This is a genomic window from Curtobacterium sp. PhB137 (genome assembly GCF_003814955.1).
Lineage (GTDB): Bacteria > Actinomycetota > Actinomycetes > Actinomycetales > Microbacteriaceae > Curtobacterium.
This window is the reverse complement of the sequence record NZ_RKQO01000007.1, coordinates 67,600-86,469: the sequence shown is the minus strand read 5'-3', so window position 1 is coordinate 86,469 and position 18,870 is coordinate 67,600. Positions and strand designations below refer to the sequence as shown.

Below are 18,870 nucleotides of genomic sequence, written 5' to 3'. Positions count from 1 at the left end.
ACCCGCGCACACGACGGAACCGGCCGCCGTGGACGCGACCCGTCCGACCACGGGCAACGACCTCGCGATCCGCACCACGGGCCTCCAGAAGGTCTTCCGCAAGCAGCGCGCGGTCGACGGCATCGATCTGTCGGTGCCGCGCGGCGCGGTGTTCGGTTTCCTCGGGCCGAACGGTTCCGGCAAGACGACCACGATCCGGATGCTCCTCGGGCTGTCGAGCGCGACCGGCGGCACGATCGAGGTGCTCGGCCAGTCGATGCCGAAGGCGCTCCACCAGGTGCTGCCGCGCGTCGGTGCCCTGGTCGAAGGGCCGGCCTTCTACCCGTACCTGTCCGGGCGCGCGAACCTGCAGCGCTTCGACGCGGCGGACCCCACGTCGGACCCGCGCACCCGCAAGGCCCGCGTGGCCAGCGCCCTCGACCGTGTCGGCCTGACGCACGCGGCGGACAAGAAGGCGCACGCGTACTCGCTCGGCATGAAGCAGCGATTGGGCCTGGCGAACGCACTGCTCTCCCCGCGGGACCTGCTGGTGCTCGACGAACCGACGAACGGGCTCGACCCGCAGGGCACGCGCGAGGTCCGCAACCTCATCCGGTCCCTGGCGGACGACGGCACGACGGTGTTCGTGTCGAGCCACCTGCTCGCCGAGATCGAGCAGGTCTGCACCCACGCCGCGGTGATGCGCACCGGCAAGCTCGTGGCACAGGGCGAACTCGACGAGCTGCGGTCCGCCGGAGCACGCACCGTGACCGTCCGCACGCCCGACATCGGGCAGGCCGGCAGCGTGCTGAGCCGGCTCGGACTCGTCCCCCGGCACGACGGCGGCGCGGACGTCCTGGTCGCCGACCTGCCGCACGAGCTGCTGCCCGAGACCATCACCGCCGAACTCGTCCGCGCCGACGTCCGCGTCCGTGGGCTGACGGTCGGCGGCGGCACGCTCGAGGACCTGTTCGTCGCGCTCACCGGAGAGGGCTTCGATGTCGCTGCCTGACACTGCCCGTGCACTGCCCGACGCCGATGCCGAGGCCCCGCGCCGCCAGCGTCCCTTCGCCCTGCTCGGCTCCGAACTCGCACTGGTGTTCCGACGTCGCCGTACCTGGGCGATGCTCGGGGCGCTCGCGCTCGTCCCCGTCCTGATCGCGGTCGCCGTGAAGCTGACGACCGACGGCGACGACGGCGGCCCGGCGTTCCTCGGCGACATCACCAACAACGGCCTGTTCGTGGCGTTCACCGCGTTGACGGTGTCGATCCCGCTGTTCCTGCCCCTCACGGTGGGCGTCGTTGCGGGCGACACCGTCGCGGGCGAGGCCAGCCACGGCACCATCCGCTACCTGCTCGTCGCACCGACCGGCCGGGTGCGGTTCATCTTGGTCAAGTTCGCCGGCGCGGTCGCGTTCTGCCTGGCGGCGACGCTGCTCGTGGTGCTCGTCGGTGCGGCGATCGGTGCCGTGCTGTTCCCGATCGGTCCGGTCACGCTGCTGTCCGGCACCCAGGTCGGCGGAGCGTCGTACGCCGGTCGGGCACTGCTCCTCGCCCTGTACGTGGCGATGTCGATGCTCGGACTCGTGGCGATCGGCATGTTCGCGTCGACGCTGACGAACGTGCCGGTCGGGGCGATGGCCGCGACGGTGGTGCTGGCCGGGGCCTCCCAGGTCCTCGACCAGCTCCCCCAGCTCGACTGGCTGCACCCGTACCTGTTCTCGCACCAGTGGCTGGGGTTCGGCGACCTGCTCCGCGACCCGATCTCGTTCGACTCGTTCGGGTCGAACGCACTGCTGCAGCTCGGCTACGTCGTCGTGTTCGGCGCGCTGGCGTACAGCCGGTTCGCCTCGAAGGACATCCTGAGCTGAGCCCGACCGCCGAGCCCGACCGCCGTCAGCTCGCCGGGCTCGCTGAGCCGCCCGCCATCGTCTCCGCCTCCGAGCCGCGCGCATCCGCGTAGCGGTCCCGCAGGTCGCGGGCCTTCTCGGAGCGGTACCAGTCGAGCCGTGCTCCGGTCTCGACCGTCTGCATCCCGATGACGACCTTGCCGCGTGACTTCATCTCGGCGAGGTCCTCGTACGCCTCGACGATGTACTCGAACGGGTAGAAGCCCGAGATGAGCACCTGGAAGCGACGTTCCTGCAGGGCCTTCGCCAGCAGGGTCAGGAGTTCCCGGGTCTCCTCGTCCTCTGCCGGGGCGCGCAGGAACCGCAGCTCGATGTCGCGGCGTTCGTCCGACGACACGAAGCGCTCGGCCCCGACCCCGAGGCGTTCGGCCAGGAGCTCGGCGTTGCTCTCCCCGTGGTTGTCGATGAAGGCGGTGATCGGCCGGCCGTCCGCGATCGCTCGGATGCGGTCTTCCTCGCCCTCGCCGTACACGACCGGCAGCGTGCCGATCTGCCGCAGGTAGTCGTGGTTGCGCGCACTGCCGAGGGTGATCACGGTCGCACCGGCGTCGTGCGCCAGCTGGCTCTCGATGTGGCCGACACCGCCCGCTGCAGCGGTGATGACGACGGTGTCGTCCGGTCCGAGGCGGAGCGATCGCACCACCGACACCGCCGTGCACCCGGCGAGGTACAGGCCACCTGCGACCTCCCACCCGACGTACTCGGGCTTCTTGATGACGGCACCACGCGGCACCGCGATCCAGTTCGCGTGCGAGCCGCCCTGGGGCGCGTGCCCCATGACCTCGTCACCGACCCGCAGGTCCTTCACGCCGTCACCCCGCGCCCGGACGATACCGGCGAAGTCGACGCCCTGCCGTGCCGGGAACTCGAGCTCGATGTGGTCCCGGAGCTTCCCCTCGCGCAGGAAGCGCTCGATGTGGTTCAGCCCGGCGGCGACGATCTCGACGACGATCTCGCCGGGGCCGGCCGTCGGCTTCTCCTGCGGGACGAGCTCGACCACGCTGAAGTCGCCGTACCGGTCGTACTGGACTGCCTTGCCGTTCCGCATGGGTGCTCCTTCGCTGGCGTGTGCCTCCGGCCTACTCGGTTTCCCCGCGTGCAGCCCGAGCAGGCGGGGTACCGGCCGTGGGCGGTACCGACGAGCGGACGGGAGGCCCGTGGCGGCGCCGCCACGGGCCTCCCGTCCGTCCGTCGCGCACGTCCAGTGCGCCTCGCGCGCTCGGTGCGCGTCGCGCGCTCAGTGCACGCCGGCCGCTCGATGCTTTCCGGCTGCCGCTCAGTGCTTGCCGGCTGCCGCGATGACGGACGCGACGGTCTCGGCGTCGAGGTGGAACGCGAGTGGGTCGGCGTCGGGGCGTGGGACGCGCAGCGGCGTCGACCAGACGGAGCCGTCCTCGGCGACGTCGACGACGAGGGCGCCGCTGTCGACGGTCGCCGATTCCTCGTCGTAGGCGCCGGTGACGTCCGTGTCGTTCGCGACCCCGGGGGCGACGAGGACCGGGACCCCGGCCAGCGAGCCGGCGAAGTGGTGGTGGTAGTGCCCGCCCAGGACCACGCGCACGTCGGAACCCCGGATCACGTCGGCGAGCGCCTCGGGGTTCTGCAGCCGGAGCGCCTCGTGCAGCTCGGTCGGGGCCGGCAGGGGCGGGTGGTGCAGGACGACGACCGTGCCGTGCGGGGCGTGGTCCCCGGCGAGCGCGGTGCGGAGCCGTTCGAGGCTGGCGTCGCTCAGCTCGCCGTAGCCGGCACCCGGCACGCTGGTGTCGACCGTGACGATCCTCCGGCCGGCGACGAGGGACTGCCCCCACACCGGAACGGTCGGCGGGTGGTACTCCATCGTGTGCATGACGGGGCGGCCGCCCTCGCCGAGGACGTGGCCGTTGGACAGCACCTGGCGGAAGCCCTCGCGCAGGTCGTGGTTGCCCGGGACCGCGATGAGGGCGGCTCCGTGGCGCTCGGCCCATCCGCCGACCCGCTCGAGGACGGCGGCGTACGACTCGGGGGTGCCGTCCTCGGACACGTCGCCCGAGATGACGACGAGGCCGATGCCGGGCACCCCGTCGACGCGGGCGAGCACGCCGTCCAGCGCTGCGGTGGTGTCGACGGACCCCTGGTGCAGGGCGCCGTCGCCGGTCAGGTGGGTGTCGGAGAGGTGGAGGACGCGGAGGGTTCCTGCTGCGGGCGGCTGCATGGGGTCCACGGTAGCCATGGGGGCGATGGGCGGGCTGGGCGGGTCGTCGGCGCTGGTTCGACGTGACGAGGGCGGGGCGCTTCGCGAGCGCTTCGTGAGCAGAAACGGTCGGGTCGGGGCGTCAGACTCGACCGTTTCTGCTCACGAAGTCACCCGGGCACGCACCGGCGGTCAGTCCGGCAGCACCGCGTCCGGGATGTCCCGCAGGAAGATCTCGATCGTCTTCGGACCGATCCCCTTGAGCGCGGCGAGTCGCTCGCGCAGGTCCTTCCGCGACGCCGCGGTCTTCACCAGGTGCGACACGGAGCCCTCGTCGGCGTCGAGCGTGTGCATCGTCTCGTGCAGGGCATCGGTCATCTGGTAGTCGAACCGCGCGTAGCCGCCCTCGTCCAGAACCCTCCGCAGCTGCTCGCGTCCGGCGCCCGCGAACTTCCCCGGGCTGGTGAACCCGTGGTCGATGAGGACGCGGTAGGTCGCCGCCGCCTGCTCCTGCCGGATGGGCCGGCCGAAGAGCATGCTCGCGAGGAACCACCGGTAGAGCTGTTGGGGCTTGCCGTCGGACAGGTCGATCCCGAGGTCCGCGGCGTGGGTCACGTCGGCCATGGACCGGACGCTACCCGTGGTGTTCAGCCGTCGGTGCGCCGCGGCCCCCAGTGCAGCGCGCCGACGACGAGCCACCCGACGAACGACAGGATCGTGACGAGCTCGACGACGACGATGAACGGCAGATCGATCGAGACACCGGCGCCCGCGATGTAGGCGTAGCTGTACGTGTGCGGCGCGACGAAGCTCGTGATCCACCGCACGACGAGGATCACCGCACCCAGGATCGCGAGGGCACCGAGGGCGAACTGGAACGGGTTTCGGCCACGCAGGAATCGCATCCCGCCACCGTAGGGCCGCGGACCGACGGCGTACGACTCCCCGTTCGAGGTGCCGAGCGCTTGGTGCCCGCGCGAGGCTCACTCGGCGGCGGCGGCCAGCTTGTCCTCCAGGTTGAACACCTCGGGCAGCACCCGCGCGGTCTGGTCCGCCCGACCCGTGGCACCGTCGAACAGGTCCTGCATGTGCGCCTCCCATGCGGTCGCGACCTCGGAGGCCGCGAGCGACGCGTCGGCATCGGCCACTGAGTCGGTCTCGTAGTAGCCGATCAGCAGGCCGTCGTCGTCGAGGAACAGGGAGTAGTTCCGCCGCCCCGCCGTGGCGATCGCCCGGAGCATCGCCGGCCAGACCGCGGCGTGCCGCTCGCGGTAGGCGTCCAGGTGCTCGGCCTGCACCTGCAGTCGGAAGCAGACGCGGGTCACCGGTCGGCCTCGGCACGGCGACGCTGTTCGGCGTCCTGCACGGCGCGCTCGTCGGCGGTGCGCACGGTACCGGTGACGGTGGTCACGGTGCCGTACCGCTCGGCCTCGATCGCCTCGAGCGTCTTGCCCTGCGTGCGCGGCGCCCAGATGGTGCCGACCAGGAACGACATCGCGAGGAGCCCCAGGATGAGTCCACCGAGTGCACGGAGCCCGATGTCGGACAGCAGCAGCGGGAACCAGATGCTCAGCAGACCGACCATGACCCGCGCGGCGAGGAAGAGCACGCCCTGCGCACTGGCCCGGTACCGGGTGGCGAAGAGCTCGCTCGTCCAGAGGCCGTAGAACGCCTGGGCACCGATGCCCGACGAGATGCCCCACGCCACGGCGAAGAACAGCAGCGTGCCGAGGTTCGCCGGCGCGTAGATCAGGACGGCCCAGGCGACGATCGCGAGCACCGCGCCGAGGGCGAACAGCAACCGTCGACTGACCCGGTCGCCGTAGCGCATGAAGCCGAAGTAGGTCGCGGCGACGGTGCAGCCCCACACCAGGATCTGCAGGCCGTACTGCTCGGTGACGCTCGTGACCCCGGTGGCCGAGTACACCCGCGGCTGGAAGATGCCGGCCTGCCCGGCGACGGTGTTCCAGAGCGCGTAGACGCCGAACAGGAACAGCATCGCGGTCAGGTTCCGGCGCCGGCTGAACAGCTGGGTGATCCCGTGGAAGAAGTTCGCGGTGCCGGTCGCGGCGCGCTCGTCCTTCCAGATCGCCGACTCCGGCAGCCCGCGGCGGAGCCACCAGACGACGGCGGCGACGACGAACAGGTGCGCGAAGATGAGCCGGCTGCCGAGCAGCCCGAGGGGTGCGGCGGCGATGGCCAACCCGAAGCCGACCATCGGGCCGATCGACCAGGCGAGCTGCGCGGTGCCGACGTGGGCCGCACGCTTGTCCGCTGGTGCCTGCTCGGCGATGTAGGTCCAGCTCGCCGGCACCCCGGCGCCGACCGCGATGCCGGTCAGGATGAAGCCGACCAACAGCATGCCGTAGCTGCCGGCGAAGACCGCGAGCAGGATGCCGAGCATGTAGAGCAGCAGGTCGTAGGTGTAGATGAACTTCCGGCCGTAGCGGTCGCACAGGGGCCCGCCGATGATGGCGCCGGCGGCGGCGCCGAACGCGTTCGCCGACAGGCTCGCCAGGAGGCCGACCTCGAGGTCGCCGACGTGGAACTGCGCCTGCCACAGACTGAGGCTCGTGGCGATCGCGATGATCGACCCCGACTCGATGTAGTTCGACATGGCGACCGAGACGGTCGCCTTCCAGCCCGTGGTGCTCCGGGCTCCGATTCGGACCGCCATTGGTCCTCCGTTCGCGTGTTCGTCAGTGAATCGTTTCAACGGGACAGCGAGACGATAGTGCGACCCAGCGGGCGTTGGCAAGTCCGTGCTGTGCGCGTCCGCACGGTGCGCGGTCGCTCACTCGGTGCGAGGTTGCCCGCTCCGTGCGGCGCTGCAAGCGCGCACCGAGCGGCCAACCTCGCACGTGGCGGCGCAGCACGCACGGTGCGACGCCGGAACGGAGCACGCACGGGGCGCGGCCGCACCTACAATCTCGCACCGTTCGGTGGACCTGCCCACCCACCGGACGGGAGGCCCGGGTCCAGCCCGCACCGCGCCTCCCGTCCGCCGTTTTCCACAGATCACGGCGCGCACCGCCCGGAAGCGCAGGTGCGATGCCAGGATGGCCACATGGCGGTCAGTGTGCGAGAGGTGGCAGCGCTCGCCGGCGTGTCCCTGGGGACAGTGTCGAACGTCCTGAACCGCCCCGACAAGGTGGCCCCGACCACGGTGGACCGGGTGCAGTCCGCCATCGCCGCGCTCGGCTTCGTCCGCAACGACTCCGCGCGCCAGCTCCGGGCCGGCCGCAGCTCCACCGTCGGCCTGATCGTGCTCGACGGCGGCAACCCGTTCTTCACCGACGTCGCGCGCGGTGCAGAAGACGCCGCGATGGACAAGGGCCTGGCCGTCCTGATCGGCAACTCCGACGAGTCCACCGACCGCGAGCGCACCTACGTCGACCTGTTCGAGGAACGCCGCGTCGCCGGCCTGCTCATCTCCCCCGCCGGTGACGACCTGTCCCGCCTCGCCCGCCTGCGTGACCAGGGCACCGCCGTCGTGCTCGTCGACCGCCGCGCCGACGACGAGCACTTCGCCTCGGTGTCGGTGGACGACGTCGCGGGCGGTCGCATCGCGGTCGAGCACCTCGCGGCCATCGGGCGGACGCGCATCGCGTTCGTCGGCGGCCCGTCCAGCATCCGCCAGGTTGCCGACCGGCACGCCGGCGCACTGTCGGCGGCCCGGGCAGCTGGTATCGAGCTCGAGGTCCTGCCGACCGCGTCACTGTCGGTGCTCGAAGGGCGTCGCATCGGCGAAGAACTCCAGGCACGCGCCCGCGCCGAACGGCCGGACGCGGTGTTCGCGGCGAACGACCTGCTCGCGGTCGGCCTCGAACAGGCGTTCATCATGCGCGGCACGATCGCGGTGCCGGACGAGATCGCGATCGTGGGCTACGACGACATCGCCTTCGCCGAGGCAGCCGTCGTCCCGTTGACCTCGGTGCGCCAGCCTGCACAGGACCTCGGGCGCCAGGCGATCGAGCTGTTGACGAAGCAGGTCGAGCTCGGGCAGGGCATCGACCTCGAGCACGTCGAGTTCACGCCGGAGCTCGTGGTCCGGCAGTCCTCCGTCGCCGACGCGTAGCCGACCGCCTCGCGTCTGCCCACCAGCCTGACCGGCTCTGCGGCACGGATCGGCCGCCACTGCGGCCTACGATCGGAGCATGGTGCATGTCCCCCGGCGCGACGGCCCGCCGAGCGTGCACCACGTCGCAGCTCGCGCCGGCGTCTCGCTGGCGACGGTCTCGAACGTCCTGAACCACCCCGAGCGGGTCGCCGAGTCCACGGCCACACGCGTGCACGACGCGATCGCCGAACTCGGGTACACGCCGAACCGCAACGCCCGGGCACTGGTGTCCGGCAGCACCCGGGCGATCGGTCTCGTGGTCGCCTCGCTCCGCAACTCGCTGTTCACGGACGTGGTGAGCGGTGCGCACACGACCGCCCGCGAACGCCGGCGCACCCTGCTCGTCGCCAGCAGCGAGAACGACCTCGAGGCGCAGGGCGAACACCTCGCGTTCCTCGAGAGCACCCGGGTGTCCGGCATCCTGCTGGCCTCGATGACGGAGTCCCGCGCACAGGTCGAGGCGGCGAAGCAGCACGGCCTGCCCGTCGTCTACGTCAACTACGAACCGACCGAGGTGGACGCCTGCTCGGTGGTCGTCGACAACGAGCAGGCCGGGTACGTCGCCGCGCAGCACCTCATCGAGCAGGGCTGCCGACGCATCGGCTTCGTGAGTGCCCGGCCCGACCTGCAGCCGGTGGCCCGTCGCCGCGCGGGGCTCCTCCGCGCGATCGCGGAACACCCCGGAGTCGAACTCGTCGACGTCGACGCCGGTGACATCGACCCGCCCGGCGGCACCGACGCCGGCGCGCGGATCGCCGCGATGCCGGTCGCCGAACGGCCCGACGGCGTCCTGGGCGTCACCGACCTGCTCGCCATGGCGGTCGTCTCCGAGCTCCGAGCCGCCGGCATCCGCGTGCCGGAGGACATCCCGGTGTCGGGGTGCGACCACAACTCGGTGGCGTGGGGCGGCGCGGTGCCGTTGACCTCGGTCACCATGCACGGCGAGGAGATGGGCGCCACTGCCGTGGCCCTGCTGCTCGAGGAGCTCTCCGACCCGATGCACGTCCACCGCACCGTGGTGCTCGGCAGCGAGCTCGTGCCCCGCGAGAGCACGCTCGGCCGCGCCGGTGCAGCGGCCGCGCGGGCCACGGCGCCGAGCGACCCGCGCCGCACCGAGGCCTGAGCGCGCGAAAGCGACAGTCCTGCGGCACGGGACGCCGTCTGGTCCGGCAAAGCGACAGATCCGCGCGAACAGTTCGCGGCACACTGTCGCTTTCGCGGGTGGGGTGGAGTGGGGGCGGGGCGGGCAGGCCGGGCAACGCGGACCGCGCGCACCAGGCATGCGCGTTCCCGTAACGAAATCGGCACAGCGATTGACACGCTTCAATCCACGTGGTTCCATCCTGATTGAAACGTTCTAAACAGCAGCAACCGGAGCCCACGACGACGCGGGATCCGGGTCCGTTTCACCCGGGGTACCCCGCCCCGGGCCTTACGAGGAGGTAAGGAATGTCAGCTCGTTCCCTGACCACGAGGACGCTCACCAAGCGCGCCGTCGTCAAACGGCTCGTCGCCATCGGCGGCGCCACGGTCCTGATCGGCGGGCTCGCGGCGTGTTCGTCCGGCGGTTCCGCCGACGAAGGCGGCGGCAAGGTGCAGATCACCTACCAGGCCGACAACTCACCCGCGACCGCAGCCACCGCGAAGCCGCTCATCGAGGCGTTCGAGAAGGCCAACCCCGACATCACGGTCAAGTTCGACACCCGCCCGCAGGGTACCGACGGCGACAACTTGGTGAAGACCCAGCTGTCGACCGGCGAGATGGCCGACGTCTTCAACTACAACTCCGGTTCGCTCATGCAGGCCCTCAACCCGGACAACACCCTGGTGGACCTGTCCGACGAGAGCTGGACGAAGGACGTCGACGAGCAGTTCACCAAGGTCGTCAGCACCGACAAGGGCGTCTACGGCGCTCCCTTCGGCACGAGCTTCGGCGGCGGCGTCATGTACAACAAGAAGGTCTACGCCGACCTCGGACTCAGCGTCCCCACCACGTGGGACGAGTTCATCAGCAACAGCGAGAAGATCAAGGACGCCGGCAAGGTCGCCCCGATCATCCAGACGTACGGCGACACCTGGACCAGCCAGCTGTTCGTGCTCGGCGACTTCGCCAACATCACGGCGCAGGACAAGGACTGGGCGGAGAACTACACCGCGAACAAGGAGTCCTACGCCAAGGACCCCGCACTCGCCGGCTTCGACCACCTCGCCGAGGGCAAGGACAAGGACCTCTACAACGAGGACTACGCCTCGGCCACGCAGGCGAACGGCCTGAAGATGCTCGCCGACGGCACCGGGGCGCAGTACCCGATGCTGACGAACGCGATCTCGACCCTGCAGCAGGACAGCCCCGACGCGGTCGCGGACATCGGAGCGTTCGCGCTGCCGGCCGAGGACGCCGACGACACGAACCTGACCATCTGGGAGCCGAACGGCCTGTACATCCCGAAGACCACCGAGGGTGACGAGCTCGCCGCCGCGAAGAAGTTCATCGCCTTCGCGAACTCGGCCGACGGCTGCAAGGTGCAGAACGACACCGGAACCCCCGGTGGCCCGTACGTCATCTCGACCTGCTCGCTGCCCGACGACGTGCCCCCGATGATCGACGACCTGCAGAAGTACCTGGACGACGGCAAGGCGAGCCCGGCGCTCGAGTTCCTGTCCCCGATCAAGGGCCCGAACCTCGAGAAGATCTGCGTGCAGGTCGGCTCCGGCATCACCAACGCGGCCAAGGGTGCTGACCAGTACGACGACGACGTCGTCCAGCAGGCACAGCAGCTCGGCATCAAGGGCTGGTGACACGGTGACCGCGACACTCACGACGGCACTCGAGCCGGCGAAGACCCGAGCGGGTTCCGGCGGGACAGGTCCCGCGCGCAAGCGGATGCGCTCGTTCTACCCCGCGTGGTTCTTCATCCCCGCGATCGCGCTGTACGTCGTGTTCTTCGCGGTCCCCACCTTCGCCGGGTTCTACTTCTCCCTCACCCGCTGGACGCTGTTCGACCAGACCTTCATCGGTTTCGACAACTTCGTCCGGTTCTTCCAGGACCCGCAGCTCGTCTCCGGGTTCGTGCACACGTTCCAGTACGGCTTCGTGACGAGCGCGGCGAAGGTGGTCATCGGACTCGCCCTCGCCCTGCTCCTCACGTCGCCCGTGCTGGGGCGCGGCTACCTGCGGGCGGTCGTGTTCTTCCCGGTGCTCGTGTCGACGATCGGCATCGGCATCACGTTCAAGGCGCTGATGGACCCGTTCCACGGGATCATCAACGGCGTCCTCGGCTCGGTCGGCCTCCCCACTCCGGGGTGGCTGACCGACCCGGCCCTCGCCCTGTGGAGCGTCGCCGCGGTGGACGTCTGGAAGGGCGTCGGCATCGCGACGCTCATCTTCATCGCCGGCATCGTGGCGATCCCGCAGGAGTACTTCGAGGCCGCACGGGTCGACGGCGCGAGCGCGTGGTCGATCTTCCGGAACATCACCCTCCCGCTGTCGCGTCCCGCGATGGGTACCGTCATCATCCTGTCGCTGATCGGCGGGCTGCGGTCCTTCGACCTGATCTGGGCGATGACCGGCGGTGGGCCAGGGTTCACCAGTGACGTCATCGCGAGCGTCATCTACAAGCAGTACCAGGCCGGGTTCTACGGCCTGTCGACCGCCGGCAACGTGGTCCTGTTCGTGGTCGTCACAGCGATCATGGTCCCGATCTCGTGGCTCCTCAACCGCAAGGAGGCGGACCTGTGACCGCCGTCACCAGCCCCCGCCGGACCGCCGGCCGTGCGCCGACGCCGGCGAGCCGGAACCGCCACCCGGGCCGGACCCGCCGGTGGATCATCGGCTCGATCGCCATCGTCGTCAGCTTCGTGGTGTTCCTGGTGCCGTTCGTCTTCGTCCTGCTGCAGGCCATGAAGAACCCGGCCGAGGCGAACCAGCTCGGCTTCAGCCTGCCGACCGAGTGGCAGCTCTGGCAGAACCTGCAGGCCGTGTTCGGATCCGGTGACGGCGTGATCGTCCGTGCGTTCCTGAACAGTGCGGTCCTGACCGTGGGCAGCGTGATCGTGATGGTCGTGTTCTCCGCGATGGTCGGGTACGTGCTGCAGCGTCGTCCGAGCAAGTGGAACGGCGTGATCAACTTCTTCGTCCTGGCGGGCCTCATCGTCCCGCCCGCGATCGTCCCGACGATCTGGGTGCTGCAGGGGCTCAACCTGTTCAAGACCATGGGCGGGATGATCCTCATCGAGGCGACCTTCGGCCTGTCGTTCTGCATCCTGCTCTTCCGGGCGTTCGTGGCGACGATCCCGAAGGAGCTCGACGAGGCAGCCGTCCTCGACGGCGCCGGACCGATCCGTCTGTTCTTCGGCGTCGTGCTGCCGCTGCTCAAGCCGGTCATCATCACGGTCGTGCTCGTGCAGTCCGTCACGGTGTTCAACGACTTCACGAACCCGCTGTACTTCCTGCCGGGATCCGAGAACGCCACGGTGCAGCAGACGCTCTACTCGTTCCAGAGCCAGTCGGTAAGCCAGCTCAACCTGCTGTTCACCGACGTCCTGCTCATCACGATCCCGCCGCTGATCCTGTACATCTTCTTCAACCGCCAGATCGTCGCCGGCATGACCAGCGGCGCCGTCAAGGGCTGACGCCCGACCCCGGCCTGGAGGCGCGACCCGCCTCCGCCGCACCGCCCACCCGGGCGGGCGGCCGGGCCCCGGACCCCCGCACCGGTCGACGACGACCGGTCGCGTGAAAGGACACACCACATGACCGCCTGGACAGCACCGTTCATCACGAGCGACGCCGACCTCGGGAGCGCACCGATCCTGCGCCGCGAGTTCACCCTCGACGACGGCCACGGCGCCGTCACGAGCGCGACCCTCGACGTCAGCGCCCTCGGCGTCGTCGAGGCGTGGCTCGGTGGCGAACGCGTCTCCGACCACCTGCTCGAACCGGGGTGGACGAGCTACGAGTGGCGCATCCGCGTCGTCTCGCACGACGTCACGCCACACCTGACCGAGACGCCCGCAGGTGGCGCCGCCGTGCTCGCACTCGTCCTCGGCAAGGGCTGGGCCGCCGGTCGGCTCGCCTGGGGTGGCGGCGGCGGCTGGTACGCCGACGAGCCCGCCGCGTTCGCCGAGCTCCGCATCACCTTCGCCGACGGCCACGAACAGCTCGTCGCCACCGACACGGACTGGCAGGCCCTGTCCAGCGCGATCACCGCCGACCAGCTGTACGACGGCGAGGACATCGACGCCCGACTCCGCGACGGCTCCTTCCTGACGCCCGGCGAGGTCACCACACCGAGCGTCGACGGCCACGAGGGACGCACCAGCGCCGTGCGCACCGTCGACATCGGCGAGCGCGAACTCGTCGCCGACACCGTGCCGCCGGTCCGACCCCTCGCCGAGATCGCCCCCGTCGAGGTGTGGACGAGCCCGTCCGGCGCGACGCTGATCGACTTCGGCGTGAACCTGGTCGGCTGGCTCCGCGTGGTCGCCTCTGGGCCCGCGGGCACTGTGCTGGCCCTGAAGCACGCCGAGGTGCTCGAACACGACGAGCTCGGCACCCGCCCGCTGCGCACCGCGAAGGCGACGGACCACTTCACCCTGAGCGGCGGTGAGGACCGCTTCGAGCCCCGCTTCACCTTCCACGGCTTCCGGTACGCCCAGGTCGACGGCTGGACCGGCACGCTCGACGAACTCCGCGCGGCCGTCACCGCGGTGCAGGTCGGCTCCGACCTGACCCGGACGGGCACCTTCGAGTCCAGCCACGAGCTGCTCAACACGTTCCACGACAACGTCATCCGGGGCATGCAGGGCAACTTCCTGAGCGTCCCGACCGACTGCCCGCAGCGTGACGAGCGCCTCGGCTGGACGGGCGACATCGCGGCGTTCGCGCCGACGGCGTCCTACCTGTTCGACACCCGCGCGTTCCTGGGCGACTGGCTCCGCGACGTGTGGCTCGAGCAGCAGCACGCCGACGGTGTCATCCCGTTCGTGGTGCCGGACGTGCTCAAGTACTCCCCCGCCGAGGACTTCGGTACCCCCGACGCCACCGCCATCTGGTCGGACGCCGGCGTCTGGGTGCCGTGGACCCTGTACCAGGCGTACGGCGACACCGCGGTGCTCGAGGAGCAGCTCGACTCGATGACGGCGCACCTCCGCCGCATCAAGGGCCACCTGTCACCCGAGGGCCTGTGGGACACCGTCTTCCAGTTCGGCGACTGGCTCGACCCGGACGCCCCGCCGGAGGACGCCGCCAAGGCGAAGGCCGACCCGGGCGTCGTCGCGACGGCGTGCGCGTACCGCAGCGCGACCCTCGTGGCGCAGGCGGCGCGGTTGACGGGCCACGAGGCGGAGGCGACGGAAGCCGAGGAGCTCGCCACGGGCCTCCAGGCCGCGTTCCGTCAGCACTACGTGACCGACGGTCGCATCCGGAGCGACTGCACCACCGTCTACGCGCTCGCGATCGTGTTCGGCATCCTCGACGAGGACGACGAGCGCCGTGCGGGCGACCGCCTGGCGGAGCTGGCCGAGCAGTCCGGGTACCGGATCTCGACGGGCTTCGCGGGTACGCCGTTCATCACCGACGCGCTGACGCAGACCGGACACCTCGACGACGCGTACCGGCTGCTGCTGCAGACGGAGTGCCCGTCGTGGCTGTACCCGGTGACGATGGGTGCGACGACGGTCTGGGAGCGTTGGGACTCGATGCTGCCGGACGGCACCATCAACCCGGGTGAGATGACCTCGTTCAACCACTACGCACTCGGTGCCGTGGCGGACTGGATGCACCGGGTGGTGGGCGGCCTGTCGGCGCTCGAACCGGGGTACGCCTCCGTGCTCATCGCACCGCAGCCGGGCGGTGGCCTGACGTGGGCGTCGACGTCGCTCGACTCCGTGCACGGGCACATCGCGGTGCGGTGGGAGCTCGTCGACGGCGAGCTGCTCGTCCGTGCACAGGTTCCGGAGGGCGTCACCGCAGTCGTGCGCTTGCCGGGTGCTGCGGAGCAGCGGCTCGGCGCTGGCTCGCACGAGCTGCGCGCGCCGGCTGCTGTGCCGGCGGCGTAGCGCGGGGAGCGGACGGTGGGCTGGTCACGGTGGGTGCGCGGGACGCCTGACGGCGCTCACCCGGCGTCGCGCCCCCGGGCGGTCTTCGCGCCCCGACTCTTCGGGGCGCGAAGGCCGCAACGGGGCGCGCAGCCCGCGCCCGTCCCGCGCCCCCGTGCGCGCATCGCGCCCGCGCCCGTCCCGCATCGCGCCCCCGTGCGGTCATCGCGCCCCGACTCTCCGGGGCGCGAAGACCGCAACGGGGTGCGCGACGCAACACACCCCACGCGGTTGCGGCAGCCCGCCGCGACCCGTACTGTATGAAACGATTCAATCGCACACGAGGAAGTGACACGATGACATCGACCCCGACCTTCACCGGCATCGCCGACCAGCTCGCACGACAGCAGATCGAGCTGCCCAGCTGGGCCTTCGGCAACTCCGGCACCCGCTTCAAGGTGTTCAGCACGCCCGGCACCCCGCGCGACCCGTACGAGAAGATCGCCGACGCCGCCCAGGTGCACCAGTACACGGGCCTCGCACCGACCGTGGCACTGCACATCCCGTGGGACCTCGTCGACGACTTCAGCGACCTCAAGCGGCACGCCGAAGAGCACGGGGTGTCGCTCGGCACCGTGAACTCGAACACGTTCCAGGACGACGACTACAAGTTCGGTGCCCTGACCCACGTCGACGAGACGATCCGGCAGAAGGCGATCGACCACCACCTGCGCTGCATCGACGTGATGGACGCCACCGGCAGCCGCGACCTGAAGATCTGGCTCGCCGAGGGCTCGAACTACCCCGGGCAGGAGGACATGCGCTCCCGCCAGGACCGCCTGCACGAGTCGCTCAGCACGATCTACGACCGCCTCGGTGCCGACCAGCGCCTGGTGCTCGAGTACAAGTTCTTCGAGCCGTCGTTCTACCACACCGATGTGCCGGACTGGGGCACGAGCTACGTGCAGACGGCCGCGCTCGGCGACAAGGCGATGGTCTGCCTCGACACCGGCCACCACGCCCCCGGCACGAACATCGAGTTCATCGTGATGCAGCTCCTGCGCCTCGGCAAGCTCGGCAGCTTCGACTTCAACTCGCGGTTCTACGCCGACGACGACCTGATCGTGGGCGCAGCGGACCCGTTCCAGCTGTTCCGCATCCTGGTCGAGGTCATCCGCGGCGGCGGCTACGACAACCACGACGTCGCGTTCATGCTCGACCAGTGCCACAACATCGAGGACAAGATCCCCGGTCAGATCCGCTCCGTGCTCAACGTGCAGGAGATGACGGCCCGGGCACTGCTCCTCGACCGCGTGGCCCTGACCGCAGCGCAGGAGGCCCACGACGTCCTCGGCGCGAACGAGGTCTTCATGGACGCGTACCAGACCGACGTCCGGGCGGACCTCGCCGCGTGGCGCGAATCCCGCGGTCTGCCGGCGAACCCGATGCGCGCGTACCTGGACTCCGGGTACCAGCAGTCGATCGCCGAGGACCGCGTCGGTGGCGTCCAGGCCGGCTGGGGCGCGTAGACAGATGACGATCAACGACCTGGAGGCTCGGGTGGACCCCGCAACGCACGGCACCGACGCAGACACCACGATCAGTGCGCTCATCGCGCGTTCGAACGCGCTCGGCTCGGATCCGCGGATCACGAACTACGCCGGCGGGAACACCTCGGCGAAGGGCACTGACACCGACCCGGTCACGGGCGAGCCGGTGGAGCTGCTCTGGGTGAAGGGCTCCGGGGGCGACCTCGGCACCCTCACCCCGGCGGGCCTCGCGGTCCTGCGCGTCGACCGCGTCCGTGCCCTCCAGGACATGTACGCATCAGACACAGGCCCGGGGGTGGAGCGCGAGGACGAGATGGTCGCCGCGTTCGACTACACGCTGCACGGCAAGGGCGGTGCCGCCCCGTCCATCGACACGGCGATGCACGCCCTGGTCGACGCCGCGCACGTCGACCACCTGCACCCGGACGCCGGCATCGCCATCGCGACGGCGGCGGACGGACCGGCCCTGACGTCGACGATCTTCGGCGACACGGTGGTGTGGGTGCCGTGGCGCCGACCCGGGTTCCAGCTCGGGCTCGACATCGCCGCGATCAAGCGGGACAACCCCCAGGCGATCGGCACGATCCTCGGCGGCCACGGGATCACGGCTTGGGGCGAGACGAGCGAGGAGGCCGAGGCGAACTCGCGCTGGATCATCGACACCGCCGAGCAGTTCATCGCGGAGCACGGGAAGGCCGACCCGTTCGGCGGATCCCGAGCAGGCTTCGAGGCGCTGCCGACCGACGAACGCCATGCACGCGCCGCCGCCCTCGCACCGACGATCCGCGGCATCGCCGGGCACGACAAGCCGGTGGTGGGGCACTTCACCGACAGCGACGTCGTGCTCGACTTCCTGGCGTCGTCGCGCGCCGAGGAGCTCGCCGCGCTCGGCACGAGCTGCCCCGACCACTTCCTGCGCACCAAGGTGAAGCCCCTCATCCTCGACCTGCCCGCCACCGCGAGCGTCGACGAGCAGACCGCCCGCCTGCACGAACTCCACGAGCAGTACCGCGCGGACTACCAGGCCTACTACGACCGCCACGCGAACCCGGACTCCCCCGCGATGCGCGGCGCCGACCCGCTCATCGTGCTGGTGCCTGGCGTCGGGATGTTCTCGTACGGCAAGGACGCCCAGACCGCCCGCGTCGCCGGGGAGTTCTACGTCAACGCGATCAACGTCATGCGCGGTGCCGAGTCGCTGAGCACCTACGCCCCCATCGACGAGGCCGAGAAGTTCCGCATCGAGTACTGGGCCCTCGAAGAGGCGAAGCTGCAACGGATGCCTGCCCCCAAGAAGCTCGCCACCCGCATCGCCCTGGTCACCGGAGCCGCGAGCGGCATCGGCAAGGCGATCGCGAAGCGCCTGGCCGCCGAGGGCGCCGCGGTCGTCATCGCCGACCTCGACCTGGCGAAGGCGCAAGACGCTGCGGCCGAGATCGGGAACACCGACCAGGCCATCGGCGTCGCGGCGAACGTGACCTCGGCAGCGGACATCGAGCAGGCGATCCAGCAGACCCTCCTGCACTTCGGCGGCCTCGACCTCGTCGTGAACAACGCCGGACTGTCGCTCAGCAAGAGCCTGCTCGAGACCACCGAACAGGACTGGGACCTGCAGCACGACGTCATGGCGAAGGGGTCGTTCCTGGTGTCCAAGGCGGCAGCGAAGGTCCTCATCGAGCAGGGCCTCGGCGGCGACATCGTCTACATCTCGTCGAAGAACTCGGTGTTCGCCGGTCCGAACAACATCGCGTACTCGGCGACCAAGGCCGACCAGGCGCACCAGGTCCGGTTGTTGGCGGCGGAGCTCGGTGAGCACGGCGTCCGCGTCAACGGGATCAACCCCGACGGCGTCGTCCGTGGCTCGGGGATCTTCGCGAGCGGCTGGGGAGCGAACCGCGCGAAGACCTACGGCATCGAGGAGCAGGACCTCGGCGCGTTCTACGCCCAGCGCACCATCCTCAAGCGCGAGGTCGTGCCGGAGAACGTCGCGAACGCCGTCTACGCCATCTGCACCGACGACTTCTCGCACACGACCGGTTTGCACGTGCCCGTCGACGCGGGTGTCGCCGCCGCGTTCCTGCGCTGATGAACGACAAGCTGATG

General features: G+C 70.4%; 16 protein-coding genes. 10 read left to right on the top strand and 6 right to left on the bottom strand.

Annotated features, from left to right (window positions below; all coding sequences use genetic code 11):
• Positions 1-28 precede the first annotated feature (28 nt).
• Together EDF28_RS12465 and EDF28_RS12460 are read left to right on the top strand one after the other, a co-directional pair.
• Complete coding sequence (locus EDF28_RS12465) at positions 29-991, top strand: ABC transporter ATP-binding protein (RefSeq protein WP_123938527.1); 963 nt, start codon at positions 29-31, stop codon at positions 989-991.
• Positions 978-1,850, top strand: coding sequence for an ABC transporter permease (locus EDF28_RS12460; protein WP_185094234.1), 873 nt, complete (start codon positions 978-980; stop codon positions 1,848-1,850). The genes EDF28_RS12465 and EDF28_RS12460 overlap by 14 nt, the downstream gene beginning before the upstream one ends.
• 25 nt (positions 1,851-1,875) lie before the next feature.
• On the opposite strand, the gene EDF28_RS12455 is transcribed toward EDF28_RS12460, so the two are convergent.
• The 6 genes from EDF28_RS12455 to EDF28_RS12430 all read right to left on the bottom strand — a co-directional run bounded on the left by EDF28_RS12455 (position 1,876) and on the right by EDF28_RS12430 (position 6,736).
• Complete coding sequence (locus EDF28_RS12455; protein ID WP_123938526.1) at positions 1,876-2,937, bottom strand: NADP-dependent oxidoreductase; 1,062 nt, start codon at positions 2,935-2,937, stop codon at positions 1,876-1,878.
• A gap of 228 nt (positions 2,938-3,165) precedes the next feature.
• Positions 3,166-4,080: a metallophosphoesterase gene (locus EDF28_RS12450; RefSeq protein WP_123938525.1), complete on the bottom strand. Its 915-nt coding sequence runs from the start codon at positions 4,078-4,080 to the stop codon at positions 3,166-3,168.
• Positions 4,081-4,251: 171 nt separating this feature from the next.
• Positions 4,252-4,683 carry a DNA methylase gene (locus tag EDF28_RS12445; RefSeq protein ID WP_123291978.1) on the bottom strand — a complete coding sequence of 144 codons (432 nt, stop codon included), beginning with the start codon at positions 4,681-4,683 and terminating at the stop codon, positions 4,252-4,254.
• 23 nt (positions 4,684-4,706) lie between these two features.
• On the bottom strand, positions 4,707-4,964 hold the full coding sequence (locus EDF28_RS12440) for a hypothetical protein (protein ID WP_123291977.1): 258 nt from the start codon (positions 4,962-4,964) through the stop codon (positions 4,707-4,709).
• Between the two features lie 78 nt (positions 4,965-5,042).
• A complete protein-coding gene (locus EDF28_RS12435; protein WP_123938524.1) occupies positions 5,043-5,384 on the bottom strand; it encodes an L-rhamnose mutarotase in 342 nt (113 codons plus the stop codon).
• Positions 5,381-6,736: an MFS transporter gene (locus tag EDF28_RS12430; RefSeq protein ID WP_207906672.1), complete on the bottom strand. Its 1,356-nt coding sequence runs from the start codon at positions 6,734-6,736 to the stop codon at positions 5,381-5,383. Before EDF28_RS12430 ends, EDF28_RS12435 begins: the two co-directional genes overlap by 4 nt.
• A gap of 390 nt (positions 6,737-7,126) precedes the next feature.
• On the opposite strand from EDF28_RS12430, the gene EDF28_RS12425 reads away from it, so the two are divergent.
• The 8 genes from EDF28_RS12425 to EDF28_RS12390 all read left to right on the top strand — a co-directional run bounded on the left by EDF28_RS12425 (position 7,127) and on the right by EDF28_RS12390 (position 18,853).
• Positions 7,127-8,137, top strand: a complete 1,011-nt coding sequence (locus EDF28_RS12425; RefSeq protein ID WP_123938523.1) for a LacI family DNA-binding transcriptional regulator — start codon at positions 7,127-7,129, stop codon at positions 8,135-8,137.
• A 79-nt stretch (positions 8,138-8,216) separates the two neighbouring features.
• Complete coding sequence (locus tag EDF28_RS12420) at positions 8,217-9,302, top strand: LacI family DNA-binding transcriptional regulator (protein WP_123938522.1); 1,086 nt, start codon at positions 8,217-8,219, stop codon at positions 9,300-9,302.
• 326 nt (positions 9,303-9,628) lie between these two features.
• The gene (locus EDF28_RS12415; RefSeq protein ID WP_123938521.1) at positions 9,629-10,978 is read left to right on the top strand and encodes an ABC transporter substrate-binding protein; all 1,350 of its coding nucleotides are present in this window, start codon (positions 9,629-9,631) and stop codon (positions 10,976-10,978) included.
• A 4-nt stretch (positions 10,979-10,982) separates the two neighbouring features.
• The gene (locus EDF28_RS12410) at positions 10,983-11,918 is read left to right on the top strand and encodes a carbohydrate ABC transporter permease (RefSeq protein WP_243649937.1); all 936 of its coding nucleotides are present in this window, start codon (positions 10,983-10,985) and stop codon (positions 11,916-11,918) included.
• Between the two features lie 86 nt (positions 11,919-12,004).
• A complete protein-coding gene (locus tag EDF28_RS12405) occupies positions 12,005-12,811 on the top strand; it encodes a carbohydrate ABC transporter permease (protein WP_235036067.1) in 807 nt (268 codons plus the stop codon).
• Positions 12,812-12,931: 120 nt separating this feature from the next.
• Positions 12,932-15,238 (top strand): alpha-L-rhamnosidase, encoded by a 2,307-nt coding sequence (locus tag EDF28_RS12400; RefSeq protein WP_123938520.1) that lies wholly within the window; start codon positions 12,932-12,934, stop codon positions 15,236-15,238.
• A gap of 335 nt (positions 15,239-15,573) precedes the next feature.
• Complete coding sequence (gene rhaI / locus EDF28_RS12395; RefSeq protein ID WP_123938519.1) at positions 15,574-16,746, top strand: L-rhamnose isomerase; 1,173 nt, start codon at positions 15,574-15,576, stop codon at positions 16,744-16,746.
• A gap of 4 nt (positions 16,747-16,750) precedes the next feature.
• Entirely contained in the window at positions 16,751-18,853 is a 2,103-nt protein-coding gene (locus tag EDF28_RS12390) for a bifunctional aldolase/short-chain dehydrogenase (protein ID WP_123938518.1), read from the top strand.
• Positions 18,854-18,870 lie beyond the last annotated feature (17 nt).